We start from the raw sequence: 17,564 nt of genomic DNA on the forward strand, positions 1-17,564 counted from the left end.
GCTCAATCCTCTGCGGCGAGCGCTTCGGCAATACGCCGCGTGTCGAGCTGCGCGAGATCGTCCTGATACTTGAGCAGCACGCCCAGCGTGTCCTGCACCGATTGCGGGTCGAGCTCCGTGACCGAAAGCGCCGAGAGCGCGCGGCACCAGTCGATGGTTTCCGCAATGCCGGGCGCCTTGAAGAGATCCATCGTGCGCAGCCGATGCACGAAGGACACCGTGCGATGCTGCAACGCCGCCGAGGTTTGCGGCGCGCGCGCCGCCACGATGGCGAGCTCGCGCTCGCGGTCCGGGTAGCCCAGCCACTGATAGAGGCAGCGGCGCTTGAGCGCATCGTGGACTTCGCGCGTGCGGTTCGAGGTGATGACCACGAGGGGCGGCACGTCGGCGCGCACCGTGCCGTACTCGGGAATCGATACCTGGAAGTCCGAAAGAAGTTCCAGCAGGAAGGCTTCGAACGGCTCGTCGGCGCGGTCGATTTCGTCGATCAGCAGCACGCGCTGCGCCGAGGGATTGTTCGCATCGGGCTGCAGCGCTTGCAGGAGCGGCCGCTTGAGCAGGAATTCGTCGCGATAGAGCGTGTCGCTGCGCGGCTTCTCGCCTGCGGCTTCGGCGAGGCGCAGCGCCATGATCTGGCGCGGGTAGTCCCATTCGTAGAGCGCGCTTGCGGTATCGAGCCCTTCGTAGCATTGCAGCCGCAAGAGCGTCGTGCCGAGCATCGCGGCGGCCGACTTCGCGAGTTCGGTCTTGCCGACACCCGGCTCGCCTTCGAGAAAGAGCGGGCGCTGCATGGCGAGCGCGAGAAAGAGCGCCGTGGCGAGTTCGCGGCTCGCGAAGTAGCCGCGCGACTGGAGTTGCGCGAGGGTGTCGTCGATCGAGGCCGGTTGCATGGCGTGCCTGAATACGGTGAGGCGCGAGGCGCGCGCTTTGTTCACGTTCGGTTCACGTTCGGTTCACGTTCCGCCCGCGCGTCACGGCGCAGGCGGAGCGTGCGGGGCGGACCTAGCCGGTGGCCTTCGTCACCGCGCGCGCCGCGAGCACCGGAATCAGGTGCGCGCGGTACGCGGCGCTCGCGTGCAGGTCGGTGTTGAGGTCGTCGGCCGCGAGGGTCACGGCGCGCGCGGCGGCGGGCGTGAAGTTCGCCGCGAGCGCCTGCTCCAGCGCCTGCGCGCGGAACACCGAGGGCGCGGCGCCCGTTACCGCGACGCGTACCTTGCCGTCGGCTGCCTTCGCGACGAACACGCCCGTGAGTGCGAAGTGCGAGGCCGGGTTCTTGAACTTCTCGTAGGCCGCGCGCTCGGGCACGGGGAATTCGACGGCCACGATCAGCTCGTCGGGTTCCAGCGCCGTTTCGTACATGCCGCGGAAGAAGTCGTCCGCCGCGATGCGGCGCCGGTCCGTAACGACGGTCGCGTTCAGCGCGAGCACGGCGGCGGGGTAGTCGGCCGCCGGATCGTTGTTCGCGAGCGAGCCGCCGAGCGTGCCGAGCGCGCGCACCTGGCGATCGCCGATACCGGCCGCGAGTTGCGCGAGCGCAGGCAGCGCGTTCTGGACTTCGGCGTTTTCGGCGACGTCGGCATGGCATACCGCCGCGCCCACCTTCACCACCCGGCCGTCGACGAATAGCGCCTTCAGGTCGGGAATGCGCGTGACGTCCACGAGCGTGGAAGGCTGGGCGAGCCGCAGCTTCATCGCCGCGAGCAGGCTCTGGCCGCCGCCCAGGTATTTCGCGTCGGCGTCGCCCGAGAGCGTTTTCACCGCGCCTTGCGCGTCGCTTGCGCGCTGGTAGTCGAATGCATACATGGTGCGCCTCCGCTCAAGGTTGTGATGCCGCGCCGGACTGGCCGGCGGCCGCGATGGCCGACCACACGCGATGCGGCGTGGCCGGCATCTGCAGGTCCTTCACGCCGAGCGGCGCGAGCGCGTCGAGTATCGCGTTGATGACGGCGGGCGGCGAGCCGATCGCGCCCGCCTCGCCGCAGCCCTTCACGCCGAGCGGATTGTGCGTGCAGGGCGTGCCCCTGGCGGTTTCCACGCTGAACGAGGGCACGTCGGCCGCATGCGGCATCGCGTAGTCCATGTACGAGCCCGAGAGCAGCTGGCCGGTCTCCTTGTCGTAGATGCACTGCTCCAGCATCGCCTGGCCGATGCCCTGGCCGAGGCCGCCGTGCACCTGGCCTTCGACGATCATCGGGTTGATGACGTTGCCGAAATCGTCCACGGCCGTGAAGCGTTCGATGCGCGTTTCGCCCGTATCGGGATCGACTTCCACTTCGCAGATGTAGGCGCCCGCCGGATAGGTGAAGTTGGTCGGGTCGTAGAACGCGCTTTCGTCGAGGCCCGGTTCGAGCTTGTCGAGCGGATAGTTGTGCGGCACGTAGGCCGCGAGCGAGATTTCGGCAAAGGTCTTCGTGCGGTCGGTGCCGGCCACGCGGAACACGCCGTTGGCGAACTCGATATCTTCCACGCCCGCTTCGAGCATGTGCGCCGCGATCTTCTTCGCCTTCGACTCGATCTTGTCGAGCGCTTTCATGATCGCGGAGCCTCCCACGGCAATCGAGCGCGAGCCATACGTGCCCATGCCGAACGGAATGCGGCCGGTGTCGCCGTGCACGATCTCGATCTGCTCGATCGGTACGCCGAGGCGGTCGGACACCACCTGCGCGAAGGTGGTTTCGTGCCCCTGGCCGTGGCTGTGCGAACCGGTGAAGACGGTGATCGAGCCGGTGGGGTTCACGCGCACTTCGCCCGCTTCGAAGAGGCCCGCGCGCGCGCCGAGCGCGCCCGCGATGTTCGAGGGCGCGAGGCCGCACGCTTCGATGTAGCACGAGTAGCCGAGCCCCCGCAGTTTGCCTTGCGCCTTCGCGGCGTCGCGCCGGGCCGGGAAGCCCTTCACGTCGGCAATTTCCAGTGCGCGCGAGAGGCAGGCTTCGTAGTCGCCCGTGTCGTAGGTGAGGCCCACGGGCGTGGCGTACGGGAACGCGGTGATGAAGTTGCGGCGGCGGATCTCGGCCGGGTCGAGCTTCATCTCGCGCGCGGCGGTTTCCACGAGCCGCTCGACCACGTAGGTCGCCTCGGGCCGGCCCGCGCCGCGATAGGCGTCCACGGGCACCGTGTTCGTGAACACGGCCTTCACCTCGGCGTAGATCGCGGGCGTGGTGTACTGGCCCGCGAGCAGCGTGGCGTAGAGGATGGTCGGCACGCTCGACGCGAAGGTCGAGAGATAGGCGCCCATGTTCGCGATGGTGTGCACGCGCATGGCGAGGAACTTGCCGTCCTTGTCCATCGCGAGCTCGGCCTTCGTCACGTGGTCGCGGCCGTGTGCGTCGGAGATGAAGGACTCGCTGCGCTCGGCCGTCCACTTCACCGGGCGGCGGATCTTCTTCGCGGCCCACGTGAGCGCGACGTCCTCGGCATAGAGAAAGATCTTCGAGCCGAAGCCGCCGCCCACGTCCGGGGCCACGATGCGCAGCTTCGTTTCGGGCAGCCCGAGCACGAAGGCGGCCATCAGAAGCCGTTCGACGTGCGGGTTCTGGTTCGACACGTAGACGGTGTAGCTGTCGTCGTGCAGCGAGTAGCTCGCGTTCACGGCGCGCGGCTCGATGGCGTTCGGCACGAGGCGGTTGTTCACGATGTCGAGCGTCGTGACGTGCGCGGCCTGCGCGAAGGCGGCGTCGGTGGCGGCCTTGTCGCCGTGGCCCCACGTGTAGCAGGTGTTCTCCGGCACGCCGTCGTGCACGAGCGCCTGGCCGGCGTCGGCCGCGTGCGCCGTATCGACCACGGCGGGCAGTTCTTCGTAATCGACTTCGACGAGTTCGGCGGCGTCCTTCGCGGCCTTCACCGAATCGGCGATCACGAGCGCCACCTGGTCGCCCACATGGCGCGCTTTCTCGTGTGCAATCACGGGATGCGGCGGTTCATGCATGGGCGTGCCGTCGATGCTGTGGATGAGCCAGCCGCACGGCAGGCCGCCCACGTTTTCGGCGGCGAGGTCCGCGCCGGTGAACACGGCCACCACGCCGGGCGCGGCTTTCGCGGCGCTCGTGTCGATGCTCTTGATGCGCGCATGCGCGTGCGGCGAGCGCACGAAGACGGCGTAGGTCTGGGCCGGAAGGACGACGTCGTCGGTGTACTGGCCGGCGCCGGTGAGGAAGCGGTAGTCTTCCTTGCGCTTGATGGGCCGGCCGATCATGCGGTTGGGTTCGGGTGCGTTCATGGCGGGCTCCCGTTCAGACCGTTGCGGCCGCAGCGGCCGGCGTGCCGGCGCGCATGGCCTCGGCGCCCGCGAGCACCGCCTTCACGATGTTGTGATAGCCCGTACAGCGGCACAGATTGCCGTCGAGGCCCGCGCGCACCGCGGCTTCGGTGAGGTCGGGGTTCTCGCTGGCCAGCGCCGCCGCGCTCATCACCATGCCCGGCGTGCAGAAGCCGCATTGCAGGCCGTGGCATTCGCGGAACGCGGTCTGCATGGGATGCAGTTCGCCGTGCTGCGCGAGGCCTTCGATGGTGGTGACGTCCATGCCCTCGCACTGCACCGCGAGCTGGTTGCACGACTTCACTGCGCGCCCGTTCAGATGGACCGTGCAGGCGCCGCACTGCGCGGTGTCGCAGCCGACATGGGTGCCGGTGAGACGCAATTGCTCGCGCAGGAACTGGACCAGAAGCGTGTGAGGTTCGACTTCGGCGGTCACGGGCTGGCCGTTGACCGTGAGGCGGATACTGATCGCCATTGACTGTCTCCTGTTGATCGGAGCGGGAGCGTGAACTCCTTGTTCCGATCCCATACAGCGTAGGGATAGAGACCTGCCTGGGCCCGCATACACCATCATGCCCCGAATTGCCGTCTGCTGGTCTGCCGTCCGATGTCTGCCGCACGCGATGGCGGCCTGGAGGGAGTGGGGGCGAGGGTCCGGCTGGTGCTTTGCTCTTCAGTGATGCCAGGGGGTAACGCTCGGGACAGTAAAGCACAAAACGCCGCTTTGCGCTGCGCGGGCTTTTACCGTTCGGCGGCCTGGGCGGCGCGCATGAAAAAGCGGCCCGTCCCCGGTGTCCGGGGCGGGCCGCCTGTCTGTGTCTTTGTGCGCCTTCGCGCGCTTTGTGCGTATTGGTGCAGTGCGGGTGCAGTGCGACGAAACGCACCGCACGCGGCTTACGCGCTGATTTTAATGCTCGCCGTGCGGCGCGTGCGCGAGGCGCGAATGACGGCGCGAGTAGCCGAAGTAGATGACCATGCCGATCACGAGCCACACCACGAACGCGACCCACGTGAGCGGCTGCAGGTTGACCATGAGAAAGAGGCACGACGCCACGGCGAGGATCGGCACCACCGGCACGCCGGGGCAGCGGAACGCGCGCGGCAGGTCCGGGTGCGTCTTGCGCAGCACCAGCACGGCGATCGAGACCATCGAGAACGCCGCGAGCGTGCCGATGTTGATGAGCTCGGCCAGCACGTTCAGCGGCACGAGCGCGCCGATCAGCCCGAAGAAGATGCCGACGAGCCAGGTGGTGAGAAACGGCGTGGCGAAGCGCGGATGCACGCGCGAGAGCGCGGCGGGCAGCAGGCCGTCGCGCGACATCGCGAAGATGATGCGGGTCTGGCCGTAGCTCATCACGAGAATCACGGTGAGCATGCCGAGCACGGCGCCGAGATCGATGAAGCCCGCCACCCACTTTTCGCCGGCCACCTGGAGCGCGTACGAAACCGGGTGCCCGATGTTGGCGAACTGCGCGGACGGCACGATGCCCGTTACGACCGCGGCAACGGCCACGTAGAGCACGGCGCACACGGCGAGCGAAGCGATGATGCCCACGGGCAGGTCACGCTTCGGATTCTTGACTTCTTCGGCGGCGGACGAAACCGAGTCGAAGCCGATGAACGCGAAGAACATCACCGCAGCGGCGCCGAACACGCCGTTCCAGCCGTTGGGCATGAACGGATGCCAGTTCTCGGGCTTGACGTGAAACACGCCCACGGCGATCACGAGCAGCACCACCGTCACCTTGATGGCGACCATGACGTTGTTGATGCGGGTGGATTCGCGCACGCCGATGGAGAGCAGCGCCGTGATCGCCATCATCACGAGGAACGCGGGCAGGTTAAAGAGCGTATGCACGCCGGGCACGGCGCCGGGTGCGGCGGTGAGCGCCGCGGGCAGGGTGACGCCGAAGCCCGCGAGCAGCGATTGCAGATAGCCCGACCAGCCCACCGAAACGGCCGAGGTGGCGAGCCCGTACTCGAGCATGAGGTCCCAGCCGATCACCCAGGCGGCCAGCTCGCCGAGCGTGGCGTACGAGTAGGTGTAGATCGAGCCCGCGACGGGGATGGTCGAGGCGAATTCGGCGTAGGCGAGCGCGGCGAAGCAGCAGGCCACGGCGGCGATGAGGAACGCGATCATCAGTGCGGGACCGGCCTGCACGGCGCCCGTGCCGGTGAGCACGAAAATGCCGGTGCCGATGATCGCACCGATGCCGAGGAAGGTGAGGTCCAGTGCGCCGAGTGCTTTCTTCAGGCCGGCGCCCTGGGCGCTGGCCTGCAACATGTGCTCGACGTTCTTCTTGCGAAAAAGGGACATTTGGCGGGGAACTCCTGGTTTGCGCGCAGTGCACCGCAGTGCGCCCGCAGTGTGTCTGAAGGGCGTGCGAAAGCCGCGCGCGGAAAATCGGATGAAACCGGAAATTTTAGCGGATATGGGCGGCAAAACCGGCCGGGCCGGGTGAGAAACACCGCTGCGCCGTGGGGGAATCTGCCGCAAACGCCAATGCGCAGGCGCAATCCTTGCCGGCGCGCGCCGTATCGGGATCATTCATTTCGGGATTAAGGGCTTATGGCGAGAAGGCCGCCTTAGTACGACGTACGATGGCCCGTGTGCCGCCCCCGCGGCCAACCTCAGGCGCCGACGGCCGGCGCGAGATCGACGAGCCGGTTGCTCATCACGTAAAAGGTGAGCTCGGCGTTGTTGGTGAGCTTCATCTTTTCGAGCAGGCGCGTGCGGTACACGCTCACCGTCTTCACCGAAAGCGAGAGCGTGCGGGCGATGTCGGTGAGGCGCTTGCCCGAGGCGAGCATGCACAGCGTCTGGTATTCGCGGTCGGAGAGCTTTTCGTGCGGCATCTGCTCGCCGTCCACGAGCACGTAGTCGGCGAGCGCTTCGGCCATCGCCGGGCTCACGTACTTGCGGCCGCTCGCCACCTGCTGGATCGCGGCCACCATCTGCGCGGCGTCCACGGTCTTCGAGAGATAGCCCGAGGCGCCCGCCTTGAGCGCGCGCACCGCGTACTGGTCTTCGCGGTACATCGAGAACATCAGCACCGGCAGGCGCGGCGCCTTGCGCTTCGCGCGCTTGAGCACCTCCACGCCGTTCATGTCGGGCAGCGAGATGTCGAGCAGGACCACGTCGCAGGCGTGCTTCGCGATGGTCGCAAGCGCTTCGGCGCCGGTCTGCGCCTCGATCACTTCGCTGGCGACGCCGCGGTCGATCAGCAACTGGCGTACGCCCTGGCGCACGACGGCATGGTCGTCGACGAGCAGGATGCGAGGGGTCATGAGCGGGCGCCTTTCGCCAGGTTGGCGGGGGAGTCGGGAGCGGATGCGGCGAGCAGCGCATCCCACGCGAAGCGGGCGCGCACGGTAGTGCCCGGCGCGGTCTCGCTGCCGGTGGTACCGCTGGTGGCGCGCAGCGAGCCGTTGAAGGCGGCGCAGCGCTCGCGCATGCCGGCGAGGCCGTACTGGTTGCGCCGGCTTGCGTGGCTGCCTGCGCGCCGGACTCTGGCCGCGCGGTTCGGCAGGCCGATGCCGTCGTCGCTGACGGTGAGCGTGAGGTGGCGCGCCGTGCAGTCGATGCGCACGTCGGCGTGGGCCGCGCGCGCGTGCCGGGCGACGTTGGCGAGCGCTTCCTGGGCCACCCGGAACACGGCGAGCGCCGCCGGGGCCGGGAGGTGCGCGAGCCGCACGTCGGCGGCGCAGACGAAGCTCGTGGCGAGGCCCGTGCGCTCGCCGAAGCTGCGCGTCCAGCCGGACAGCGCCGGCACGAGGCCCGCGTCCAGATGCGGCGCGGCGAGCCCGTCGAGCGCCTGGCGCAGCGCCGCGCCGGCGGCGTCGAGCGAGCGCGCGACGAGCGCGAGCGCTTCGGTGCATTGCGGCGGCGCGTCGGCGGGCAGCCAGGTGTGGACGTTGGCGAGGGCGAAATGGGTGGCGGCGAGTTCGGCGCCCACGCTGTCGTGCAATTCCTGGGCGATCCGGCGGCGCGCGGCTTCATCGGCTTCGATGCGCCCGGCGCGGGCCGCAGCGGCCTGCTGCTGCAACTCGTCCAGCCAGGCGAGCTCGCGCAGCGTGTCGTCGGCATCGCGTGCGCAAGGCACGGAATGGGCCGAACGGGTGGAGCGGGTAGACGCGAACGCAGCGCCGCCCGACGTCAGGGCGTCATGAGCGAGCGCGATCATCGCGGCGTGATTCGACGTATCCATCCATTCCCCGTGCTGGAACCGGTTCGCCGTGCGGTGTCTGTCCGGGCTTCAGAGTCCCGGTGCGACGGATAATGGCACGGCGCGGCGTAACGATATTTACATCCGGTAACGACCTGGCTGTACCCCTTTTGGGGGCGCCAGCGCGGCTGTCACTGCGCCGCGATGATATCTCAAAAAAAGAAAAAATTCAGTCTGGACAAGGTTTAGCGGCACAAGCTAAGAGCTCGCTTGAAGTTCGGCCGCACGATTTTTGTCAGAAAAAAGCTGACACGGAAATTACCGGAATTCCGCTGAATATGTAACCGCGAGTTGCCCACCCTGTCGCAAAAAAGAGAAATGAAAGGTGGGAGGGTGCCCGAGCCAAAAAGGCGGACGAAAAAAAACCGGAGCGCGAGGCTCCGGTTTTCGATGCGAAGGCAACGACGCCGGGTGGCTTGTCCCCCGGGCTGTCGTTTTAGCCGACGAGTTTTAGCCGACGAATGCCTTTTCCACCACGTAGTGGCCCGGCTCGTTGTTGCTGCCTTCCTTGAGGCCGGCCTTTTCGAGCAGCCCGACGGTGTCGCGCAGCATGTGCGTGCTGCCGCACAGCATGATGCGGTCGCGCTCGGGCGAGAACGACGGCAGATCGAGGTCGGCGAACAGCTTGCCCGTATCGATCAGTTCGGTGATGCGGCCGCGGTTGTCGAACACTTCGCGCGTGACGGTCGGGTAGTACACGAGCTTTTCGCGGACGATCTCGCCCAGGTACTCGTGCTCGCGCAGCTCTTCGGTGATGTACTCCTTGTACGCGAGTTCATCGACGAAGCGGCAGGTGTGCGTGAGGACGATCTTGTCGTAGCGGTCGTAGATGTCCGGGTCTTTGATGATCGACATGAACGGGGCGAGGCCCGTGCCGGTCGAGAGCAGCCACAGCACCTTGCCCGGCAGCAGGTTGTCGGCCACCAGCGTGCCCACGGGCTTCTTGCCGATCAGAACCTTGTCGCCCACCTTCAGATGCTGCAGGCGCGACGTGAGCGGGCCGTCCGGCACCTTGATGCTGAGAAACTCGAGATGCTCTTCGTAGTTCGCGCTCGCGAGCGAATAGGCGCGCATCAGCGGCTTGCCTTCCACTTCGAGGCCGACCATGGTGAACTGGCCGTTGTCGAAACGCAGGGCCTGGTCGCGCGTGCAGGTGAAGCTGAAAAGCGTGTCGGTCCAGTGGTGGACGCTCAGAACGGTTTCTTCGGTGTGTTTGCTCATGGTTCCTGATGGTGCAATACAAGGGCCGCCAGGTTGGACGCTGCCCGCGCCGTGCTAAGGCTGTTCCCGTTTAAAACGAGGTGCAAACCGGTATTTTACCGCGACCGCGCCGCAAGGCGCCGGGCGCGCCGGTGGGGGCGGCCTGCGCTTCGCGCGGTCGTGCCGCGCGGGTTGTACGGCACGGCCTGGCTGCACGGATTTCGCTGGCGGTTTTGCTGCCTGCTTTGCTACGTAGTTTCGCTGCCCATTTCCGCGGCGGTACGCTGGCACCCGCACGGCTCGCGTGGCGGGCAAGGCTGGCATCGGGCAGGGTGGCGGCGCTTTGGCCGCTCGTTCCGGCTTCGGCAATTCTGGCTGCGCGTGCGGGCAAAGGCGGCCGCCGGTTGCGCGGGCACGGCTGAAGATCGTTCACCCGGGCGCGCGTGCGAAGGTTCGCACTGGTTCGGCTGGATTTTACCGGAAGCCCTGCTGGCCCGCAGCAGAGACCCTGGTGGCGGGGCAGATACGGAGCCTGGCTTGCGGGCGCCTTGCGGCCGGTGGCGTGTGGCGCGCCGCTTCTAGCGGTCGGCCGCGAGCTTCACCCCGAGGCCCACGAGCGCCACGCCGCAGAACGCGTCGATCGGACGACGCAGGCGCCGGTAGCCGCGCTGGGTGCGGTCGTCGGCGAACAGGAACGCGATGCTGCAATGCCAGCCGAACGACATGGCCGCGACCGTCGCGAGCACCGCGCCGTAGAACCACAGCGGCGGATGCGCGGGCAGCATCGCCGCGAATACGCTGGTCCAGAACACGCAGCCCTTGGGGTTGGTGAGACAGGTGAACAGGCCGGCGCGCCAGGTGCGCAGATAGTCGAGGCGGCTGGCGGGGGGCAGCGTTGCGGCGGCCACGGACGCCGCCGAAGCCGCGGCCGGGTCGCGGCGCGCGCCCGAGCGCACGAGCTTGATGCCGAACCACACCAGGTAGAGCGCGCCCGCAATGCGCACGCCGTTGTACAGCCAGTCGATCCGCTGCAGCACGGTGGCGAAGCCGAGCATCGCGAGCGCGGCCCAGAGCGTCGATCCCACGCCCACGCCGAATGCCGACGCTACGCCCAGCGCGCGCTGTCCGCCAAGCGAAAGCTGGGTGACCATGAAGAAGTTCGGGCCGGGGCTCACGAGCGCGAGCGAATAGACCGCGGCGATCTGGATCAGCGTGATGAAGTCGTGCATGCGGGGCGAACGAGCGGAAGCGGGCGGAGTGAAGGTGAAATACCGCGGGTGAAATACCGCGCCTGAAACAGGGCCAAAAAAGAAGCGGCGCGCAACGCGCGATTTTAACGCGTTGCGGCGGGTGGCCGCAGACTCGTTGGGCGTTCAAGGCGGGCGTTCAAAACAGGCGCCGCGCCCGGCCTGTGCGGCAGACAAGCGCGCTATTCGAGCCATCCGGGCTATTCGAGCCGCAGCCGCGCCATATACGGCAGGTGATCGGAGAGCCACGCGGTCTCCTGCGCGGGCTGGATCAGCTCGACGGGCTGCAGGCCGCGCACGAACATCTTGTCGAGCGCGAGCGCCGGCGAAAACGCCGGGAAGGTGCGCGCGGGCTCGCCCAGCAGCGTCGCCACTTCCTGCATGCCGTGCTCGGCGAAGATCGGCACCGAATCGTTGCGCCAGTCGTTGAAGTCGCCCGCCAGCACGAGCGGTCCTTGCGGCGCTTCTTTCGCGATCCAGTGCGCGATCCAGTGCATCTGGCGCATGCGCGCGCTGCGCGTGAGCGCGAGGTGGGCGCACAGCAGCGTGACCGAGTGCCCGGCCACGCTCGCGCGCGCCACGAGCAGGCCGCGCCGCTCGAAGCGGTGCGCGGAAATGTCCCAGCGCCCGCCGAGATCGAGCGGATGCGGCGAGAGGATGGCATTGCCGTGCCGCCACGAGGGCTTGAACACATTGGGCCCGAGCGCGATCTGCAATTCGAGCGCGTGGGCGATCTCGGTTGCCTGGCAGTGCCAGACATCTTCGAGCGGATCGCCGAGCGGCGCGCCGAAGGTGGAGGCGAGCACCGGCTGCGGCAGGCGCCGCGCCATGGCTTCCTGGAGGAAATAGGCGTCGGCGTGGGTGGACTGCACCCAGCGCCGCATGGCCTGCCAGGCCTGAAAGCCCAAGGGCGAGCGGCCCTTGTGCAGGTTCCAGCTCACCGCGACGAAGTCCTTGCGATGGCCGGTGTCGATGAGCACTTCTTCTGGGTTTCGCATTAGCGGTTATTCGGGTGGGGCGCGCGCCGCTCAAGGCTGCTGCGGCGCGAGGCTCGCGCTGATCCGGTAGGCGAGCGAGGGGTCCTTGTCGACGATCTGCCAGCTCACCGTCTCGCCCGCGGGCACGCGCAGCCCCGGATGGCTCGCGTTGATCTGGCGCGGCTGCGGCGGCAACTGGCAGCCTTCGGCGGTCTGGGGATGATCGTCGGATTCGAGTGTTTCCTGCGCGTCGATGGCGAGTATCACCTCGCTCGCGTTGGCCTGCAGCGGCGAGACGGTCACCGTGCGCTGCAGGTCGATGCTGCCGGCCGGCTGGTCCTTGCAGCCGACGTCGTGGCGCACGACCTGGTGATGCGTGTCGGTGCGCGCCTGGCCCACCGTGGTCGTGCCGTCGAACTGGTCGATCTGCTGGCCGTCGCGCATCACCTGCAAGGTCCATTTCACGACCGGCTGCTCCGTACTCTGCGCCTGCGCGCTCACGGCGGCCGTGCCGGCGGCGGTGATGAACAGGGCGGCGGCGAGGCAGCGTTTCCACAACGTCATAGGAGTGACTCCGTACAGGCTTGCCGGGCGGGGGCACGGCGGGCAGGGCTGGCTGTTTCTGACCTCCGATCCTATACCGGGTTCGCAAAAACCGAGCCGTCGCGTTCTCCGCGTGTTTTATCAGATAGGGATGAGGCGCCGCGGTTCAACCGCCGGGCAGCCGACGGCGGGTTGAGATTGGTGCCATATCGGCAACGAAGTCATTTTTGCTCAGGGCTCACGGCCGCCATTGTTGTTCGGGAGGCAACGCACACTTGCCATTAATCGAGATGTGTTTTCGATAGTCAGTGATTACACTGAGTCGCATGTCATCGACGAAACGCTGGCCGGGCGCGCTGACTGGTTTGCCGACTTTCAGCCTTTTCCTGCACTTCCGCCCGCCATGCCCGCGCGCCCCAACCCGCACCGAGGAATTGCCATGAAGACCGCCACGCTTGCTGCCCTGCTGATTACCGCCGCCGGTTTTGCCGCCGCGGCGCCGGCCTTTGCCGACGATACCACTGCCGCCCCGATCACCGCGGGCTCCCCCGTCCAGCAGGCCCCCGCCAACGGCCCGCGGACCCGCGCCGAAGTGAAGGCCGAACTGGCCCGCGCCCGCGCCGCCGGCGAACTCGACAACCCGAATATCCCGAGCTATCCGTCGCAACTCGCCACCGGCGGCTACACCGTGCCGCGCGCGCAGATCCAGACGGCGGCCTTCTTCCACACGTCCCGCACGGCGGAGCCCGCCGTGGCAACCGCCACGACCGCCACGACCACGCTGAACTGACCGCCGGCCGGGCATTCCACGCCCCCACCGTGCGCCGGCCCGCGTTGGCCGTGCGCAGCGGGCTTTGCTGCGCCGCCACAGAGCGTACAATTTTCCTCAAAGCGGCGGCGTGCTTCGCGCGCCGTCACCCGGACGGAGGATCGCGGCGGCCGGCCGAATCCAGGCTGGCGCCGCAGGGGCGGACGTGGAGACATGGATCAGATCGACTGTGTAGTTATCGGCGCCGGTGTGGTCGGGCTGGCGGTGGCGCGCGCACTCGCGGCGCGCGGGCGCGAGGTGATCGTGCTGGAGGCGGCCGACGCCATCGGCACCAGCACCAGCTCGCGCAACAGCGAAGTCATCCACGCGGGGCTCTACTACCCGCGCGGCTCGCTCAAGGCCACGCTGTGCGTGCGGGGCCGCGAGATGCTCTATGAGTACTGCGCCTCGCACAACGTCGCGCACTCGCGCTGCGGCAAGCTGCTCGTGGCCACGGCGGCGAACCAGATCCCGCAACTGGAATCGATCCTCGCGCGCGGCAAGGAAAACGGCGTGTTCGACCTCACGCGCATTAGCGGCGCCGAGGCGCTGGCGCTCGAACCGGCGCTCGAATGCGTGGCGGCCGTCTATTCGCCGCAGACGGGCATCGTGGACAGCCATCAGCTCATGCTCGCGCTCCAGGGCGATGCCGAGCGCGACGGCGCGGTCGTCGCGCTCAAGTCGCCGGTCGAGGCGATCGACGCGACGGCCAACGGCTTCGTCGTGAAAGTGGGCGGCGACGCGCCCACCGAACTGCGCGCGGCCTGCGTCATCAACAGTGCGGGGCTTGCCGCCAACAAGCTCGCGCGGCGCATCCGCGGGCTCGACCCGCGCCACGTTCCGCCGCTCTATCTCGCGCGCGGCAATTACTTCAGCGTCTCGGGCCGCGTGCCGTTCTCGCGCCTCATCTATCCCATGCCGAACGAGGCCGGGCTGGGCGTGCATCTCACGCTCGATCTGGGCGGCCAGGCGCGCTTTGGCCCGGACGTCGAATGGATCGACTCGATCAACTACGACGTCGACCCCCATCGCGCCGACGCGTTCTACTCGCAGATCCGCAGCTACTGGCCGGCATTGCCCGATGACGCGCTGTTGCCCGCCTACGCGGGCATCCGGCCCAAGCTCTCGGGCCCGGGCGAGCCGGCCGCCGACTTTCTGATCCAGGGCGCCGCCGCCCACGGCGTGCGCGGGCTCGTCAATCTGTTCGGCATCGAATCGCCGGGGCTCACGGCGTCGCTCGCCATCGCGCAGCGGGTGTGCGAAATGGCCGGTACGGCTTGAGCGGGGGCGGCAAGGCGCATTGAACGTTGCACTGGCGGGGCGCTGAAGAGCGCCCCGCGGGGCGATTCTCATTTCCCATTAATGCGGGTCTCTTATCTCCGGAATTGCAACGAAATTCCGCTGTGCTTCGTTGCTATCCTTGCGCGACGCCGTCGTCAGAACGGTGTAGCCCTACATACTGGAGTGAGTCCCATGAAATCGTCCCGCCGCAGCTTTCTGATCACGAGCATCGGTGTTGCCACGACGGTCGCGCTGTCGCGCCAGGCTTTTGCCGATGCGCCGAAGGCCAGCGAAACCGATCCCACCGCCCAGGCACTCGGCTACAAGGCCGACGCCACCAAGGTCGACAAGGCGAAGTTCGCGAAGTACGCCGCCGGTCAGGACTGCAGCAACTGCACGTTCTACCAGGGCAAGGCCACCGACGCGTGGGCGCCGTGCCCGATGTTCGCCGGCAAGCAGGTGGCGGGCAAGGGCTGGTGCAGCGCCTATAACAAGAAGGCCTGATTGCCGGAACCCATCGGCCGGAACCCATCGTTCAGCAATGAGCGAGCCGCGCCTGCGAGCAGGGCGGCATGCAACACAGGGCGTGCGCTAGCGCGCCTGCAACAGCGGCGGCCGGCGTCCGAACCACGGGCGCGCCGCTTCGAGTTGCGCCGCGAGACGCAGCAGCAGCGCATCGTGACCCTCGCGCGCCGCGAATTGCACGCCAATCGGCAGGCCGCGCGCACTCCATGCGAGCGGCACCGTCATCGCCGGCTGCCCCGTCAGATTGAAAAGCTCGGTGCAGCCCGCCCACGCGAACGCCTTGTTCGACGCTTCCGTCAGCAGCTTTCTCATCAGCGCTTCCATCGGCATGGCCGTGACCGCCCGCATCTGCATGCGCTCGGTCTGCGAAGGCTTCAGTTCGCCGATTTTCACCGGCGCGGCCGCGAGCGTCGCGCACAGGATCACGTCGTAGCGCGTCATGAGCCCGGCGAGCTGCGCGGTGATGCGCTCTTGCAAGTCGAGCGCCGCCGGCAGCTCGCGCTCGCCCAGCTTGCGGCCGATGTGCGCCATCGCCCACGTCGCGATCTCGAAGTCCTGGCGGCGCGGCGGGGTGCCCGTGATGGTGTCCGCGTTCAGCACCATTTGCTCCGCCACCACCGACCACAGCATCAGGAACGCTTCGCGCGCGGCGGCGAAATCGACCGGCAGCGACACCGGCTCCACGCGATGTCCGAGCGAGGTGACGAGCGCCGCCGCATCGTCCACGGCGGCGCGCACTTCGGGCGAGAGCTCGAAGGCGAAGAGCGGATCGGTGATGAGCGCGATGTTCAGCGGTTTTGCGAAGGGCGCCGGATCGCGCGCCGCCGCGAGAAACGTGCCGGGTGCGCCGGGGGCGAGCGCGGGATCGCCCGCGATCAGATCGAGCATCAGCGCGCTGTCGCGCACGCTGCGCGAGACGGCCAGATCGACGCCGAGCGCGCCGGGCGCGGGCGCGAGGTTCGAAGGCACCTGGCGCGAGCGCGAGGGCTTCAGGCCGAAGAGGCCGCAGCACGAAGCCGGAATGCGGATCGAGCCGCCGCCGTCCGACGCATGCGCGAGCGGCACGATGCCGGCGGCCACCGCCGCTGCGGCGCCGCCGCTCGAACCGCCCGGCGTGTGATCGAGATTCCAGGGGTTGCGGCACGGGCCGAACAGTTCCGGTTCGGTGTAGGGCATCTGCCCCAGCTCCGAAGCGCTGGTCTTGCCGAAGATGTTCAGGCCCGCCGCGCGCAGGCGTTCGACCACGGGGGCATCGGCCGTGGGCACGTAATGGCGGTAGTGCCGGCTGCCGAAGGTCATCCGCAGGCCGGCCACCGCCGCGCCCAGGTCCTTCACGAGAAGCGGCACGCCCGCGAGCGGGCCGTCGGCCAGCGTGTCGGCGCCGTTGCCGCCCGCTTCGATGGCGCTCGCGCGCCGGCGTGCCGCGTCGTAGTCCTTGAGCACGATGGCGTTGATCGCGGGATTGGCCGCTTCCGCGCGGGCGATGGCCGTGTCGAGCAGTTCGCGTGCGCTCACGTCGCCGCGCTTCACGAGTTCGGCAAGGCCGATGGCGTCGTACTCCAGATAGTCGGACTGCAAGGCGCGGCCTCCTGCTCCAGGTGAAGATGCGTGGGGTGAGTGCGGGGGGCGGAGCGCGCCCGACGCCCGCTCGATGGCACTGCCTGTGAGGCAGTGTGACAGTTGCGCCGGCTGCGCGCGATCGTCGCGCGCAGCCGGCGTGCGGTGCCGCGCTTACAGGCGCTCGGCGAGGAACGTCAGCGTGCGGCCATGGGCGAGTCCCGAGGCGTGCTGGTTGTACGACTCGCGCACCGGGCAGTTGAAGCCGTGCCCGGCGTTCGGGTACAGGTGGAATTCGGCATTGTCGCGGCCCGCGAAGCGCTCCTTCACCTGGCCCACCGCGTCGAGCGGAATGCCGTGATCGTTTTCGGCGTAGTGGAACTGGATCGGCACCGTGACCTTGTCGGCCACGTCGAGCGCGTTCTGGATGCCGCCGCCGTAATAGGCCACCGCCGCATCGACCGAGCCTTGCGCCGCCGCCAGGTAGGCGAGGCGCCCGCCGAAGCAATAGCCGATCGCTGCGACCTTGCCCGTGCACTCGGGCAGCGCGCGCAGGGCCGCGGCCGTCGCGCCGATGTCCTCCACGGCGAGCTTCACGTCGGTCTTCTGCAGCAGTTCGATGCCCCTGTCGCGGTCGGCGCCCACATAGTCCAGTTCGACGCGCGGCTGCGTGCGCCAGAAGATGTCCGGCGCGACGGCGACATAGCCGTCGAGTGCGTACTGCTCGACCACATCGCGAATGTGGCCGTTCACGCCGAAGATCTCCTGGACGATGACGATGCCCGGGCCCTTGCCGCCTCTCGGCAGCGCGAGATAGCCGCCGAAGCTGTCGTTGCCGGCGGGAATGTCGATCCATCGAGTCGATACGCTCACGTTGCTCTCCTTCTTGATCAGTCAGTTCGCGTTGCCGCGAAATTCGGGGCGCCAGTTTGCCACGCCTGCCCG

At 68.1% G+C, this 17,564-nt stretch carries 16 protein-coding genes; 3 read left to right on the forward strand and 13 right to left on the reverse strand.

The annotated features are described in order from the left end of the window. Positions 1-2 precede the first annotated feature (2 nt). The 11 genes from BFE01S_RS21855 to BFE01S_RS21905 all read right to left on the reverse strand — a co-directional run bounded on the left by BFE01S_RS21855 (position 3) and on the right by BFE01S_RS21905 (position 12,463). Positions 3-890, reverse strand: coding sequence for an AAA family ATPase (locus tag BFE01S_RS21855; protein WP_028227335.1), 888 nt, complete (start codon positions 888-890; stop codon positions 3-5). A 112-nt stretch (positions 891-1,002) separates the two neighbouring features. After that, the gene (locus BFE01S_RS21860) at positions 1,003-1,803 is read right to left on the reverse strand and encodes an FAD binding domain-containing protein (RefSeq protein ID WP_028227336.1); all 801 of its coding nucleotides are present in this window, start codon (positions 1,801-1,803) and stop codon (positions 1,003-1,005) included. 13 nt (positions 1,804-1,816) lie between these two features. After that, positions 1,817-4,216 carry a xanthine dehydrogenase family protein molybdopterin-binding subunit gene (locus BFE01S_RS21865; RefSeq protein ID WP_028227337.1) on the reverse strand — a complete coding sequence of 800 codons (2,400 nt, stop codon included), beginning with the start codon at positions 4,214-4,216 and terminating at the stop codon, positions 1,817-1,819. A 13-nt stretch (positions 4,217-4,229) separates the two neighbouring features. Beyond that, entirely contained in the window at positions 4,230-4,730 is a 501-nt protein-coding gene (locus BFE01S_RS21870) for a (2Fe-2S)-binding protein (protein WP_028227338.1), read from the reverse strand. 432 nt (positions 4,731-5,162) lie between these two features. Next, positions 5,163-6,572: an amino acid permease gene (locus BFE01S_RS21875; protein ID WP_028227339.1), complete on the reverse strand. Its 1,410-nt coding sequence runs from the start codon at positions 6,570-6,572 to the stop codon at positions 5,163-5,165. Between the two features lie 314 nt (positions 6,573-6,886). Beyond that, positions 6,887-7,543, reverse strand: a complete 657-nt coding sequence (gene rqpR / locus BFE01S_RS21880; RefSeq protein ID WP_028227340.1) for a response regulator transcription factor RqpR — start codon at positions 7,541-7,543, stop codon at positions 6,887-6,889. Continuing rightward, positions 7,540-8,463, reverse strand: a complete 924-nt coding sequence (locus BFE01S_RS21885) for a sensor histidine kinase (RefSeq protein WP_042338195.1) — start codon at positions 8,461-8,463, stop codon at positions 7,540-7,542. The genes rqpR and BFE01S_RS21885 overlap by 4 nt, the downstream gene beginning before the upstream one ends. Before the next feature lie 468 nt (positions 8,464-8,931). Continuing rightward, positions 8,932-9,702: a ferredoxin--NADP reductase gene (locus BFE01S_RS21890; protein WP_028227342.1), complete on the reverse strand. Its 771-nt coding sequence runs from the start codon at positions 9,700-9,702 to the stop codon at positions 8,932-8,934. 557 nt (positions 9,703-10,259) lie between these two features. Continuing rightward, a complete protein-coding gene (locus BFE01S_RS21895) occupies positions 10,260-10,910 on the reverse strand; it encodes a LysE family translocator (RefSeq protein ID WP_028227343.1) in 651 nt (216 codons plus the stop codon). Between the two features lie 218 nt (positions 10,911-11,128). After that, a complete protein-coding gene (locus BFE01S_RS21900) occupies positions 11,129-11,926 on the reverse strand; it encodes an endonuclease/exonuclease/phosphatase family protein (RefSeq protein WP_028227344.1) in 798 nt (265 codons plus the stop codon). A gap of 30 nt (positions 11,927-11,956) precedes the next feature. After that, a complete protein-coding gene (locus BFE01S_RS21905; RefSeq protein WP_028227345.1) occupies positions 11,957-12,463 on the reverse strand; it encodes a hypothetical protein in 507 nt (168 codons plus the stop codon). 424 nt (positions 12,464-12,887) lie between these two features. Here BFE01S_RS21905 and BFE01S_RS39635 point away from each other — a divergent pair, with 424 nt between their 5' ends. The 3 genes from BFE01S_RS39635 to BFE01S_RS21920 all read left to right on the forward strand — a co-directional run bounded on the left by BFE01S_RS39635 (position 12,888) and on the right by BFE01S_RS21920 (position 15,041). After that, positions 12,888-13,238 (forward strand): DUF4148 domain-containing protein, encoded by a 351-nt coding sequence (locus BFE01S_RS39635; RefSeq protein WP_063834436.1) that lies wholly within the window; start codon positions 12,888-12,890, stop codon positions 13,236-13,238. A gap of 192 nt (positions 13,239-13,430) precedes the next feature. Then, positions 13,431-14,537: an NAD(P)/FAD-dependent oxidoreductase gene (locus tag BFE01S_RS21915; protein WP_028227346.1), complete on the forward strand. Its 1,107-nt coding sequence runs from the start codon at positions 13,431-13,433 to the stop codon at positions 14,535-14,537. A 192-nt stretch (positions 14,538-14,729) separates the two neighbouring features. Then, positions 14,730-15,041, forward strand: coding sequence for a high-potential iron-sulfur protein (locus BFE01S_RS21920; protein ID WP_028227347.1), 312 nt, complete (start codon positions 14,730-14,732; stop codon positions 15,039-15,041). Between the two features lie 87 nt (positions 15,042-15,128). On the opposite strand, the gene BFE01S_RS21925 is transcribed toward BFE01S_RS21920, so the two are convergent. Next, positions 15,129-16,640, reverse strand: a complete 1,512-nt coding sequence (locus BFE01S_RS21925) for an amidase (protein WP_028227348.1) — start codon at positions 16,638-16,640, stop codon at positions 15,129-15,131. Between the two features lie 153 nt (positions 16,641-16,793). After that, positions 16,794-17,492 (reverse strand): dienelactone hydrolase family protein, encoded by a 699-nt coding sequence (locus BFE01S_RS21930; RefSeq protein WP_028227349.1) that lies wholly within the window; start codon positions 17,490-17,492, stop codon positions 16,794-16,796. Positions 17,493-17,564: the final 72 nt, after the last annotated feature.

It is taken from the genome of Paraburkholderia ferrariae NBRC 106233 (genome assembly GCF_000685035.1).
GTDB lineage: Bacteria > Pseudomonadota > Gammaproteobacteria > Burkholderiales > Burkholderiaceae > Paraburkholderia > Paraburkholderia ferrariae.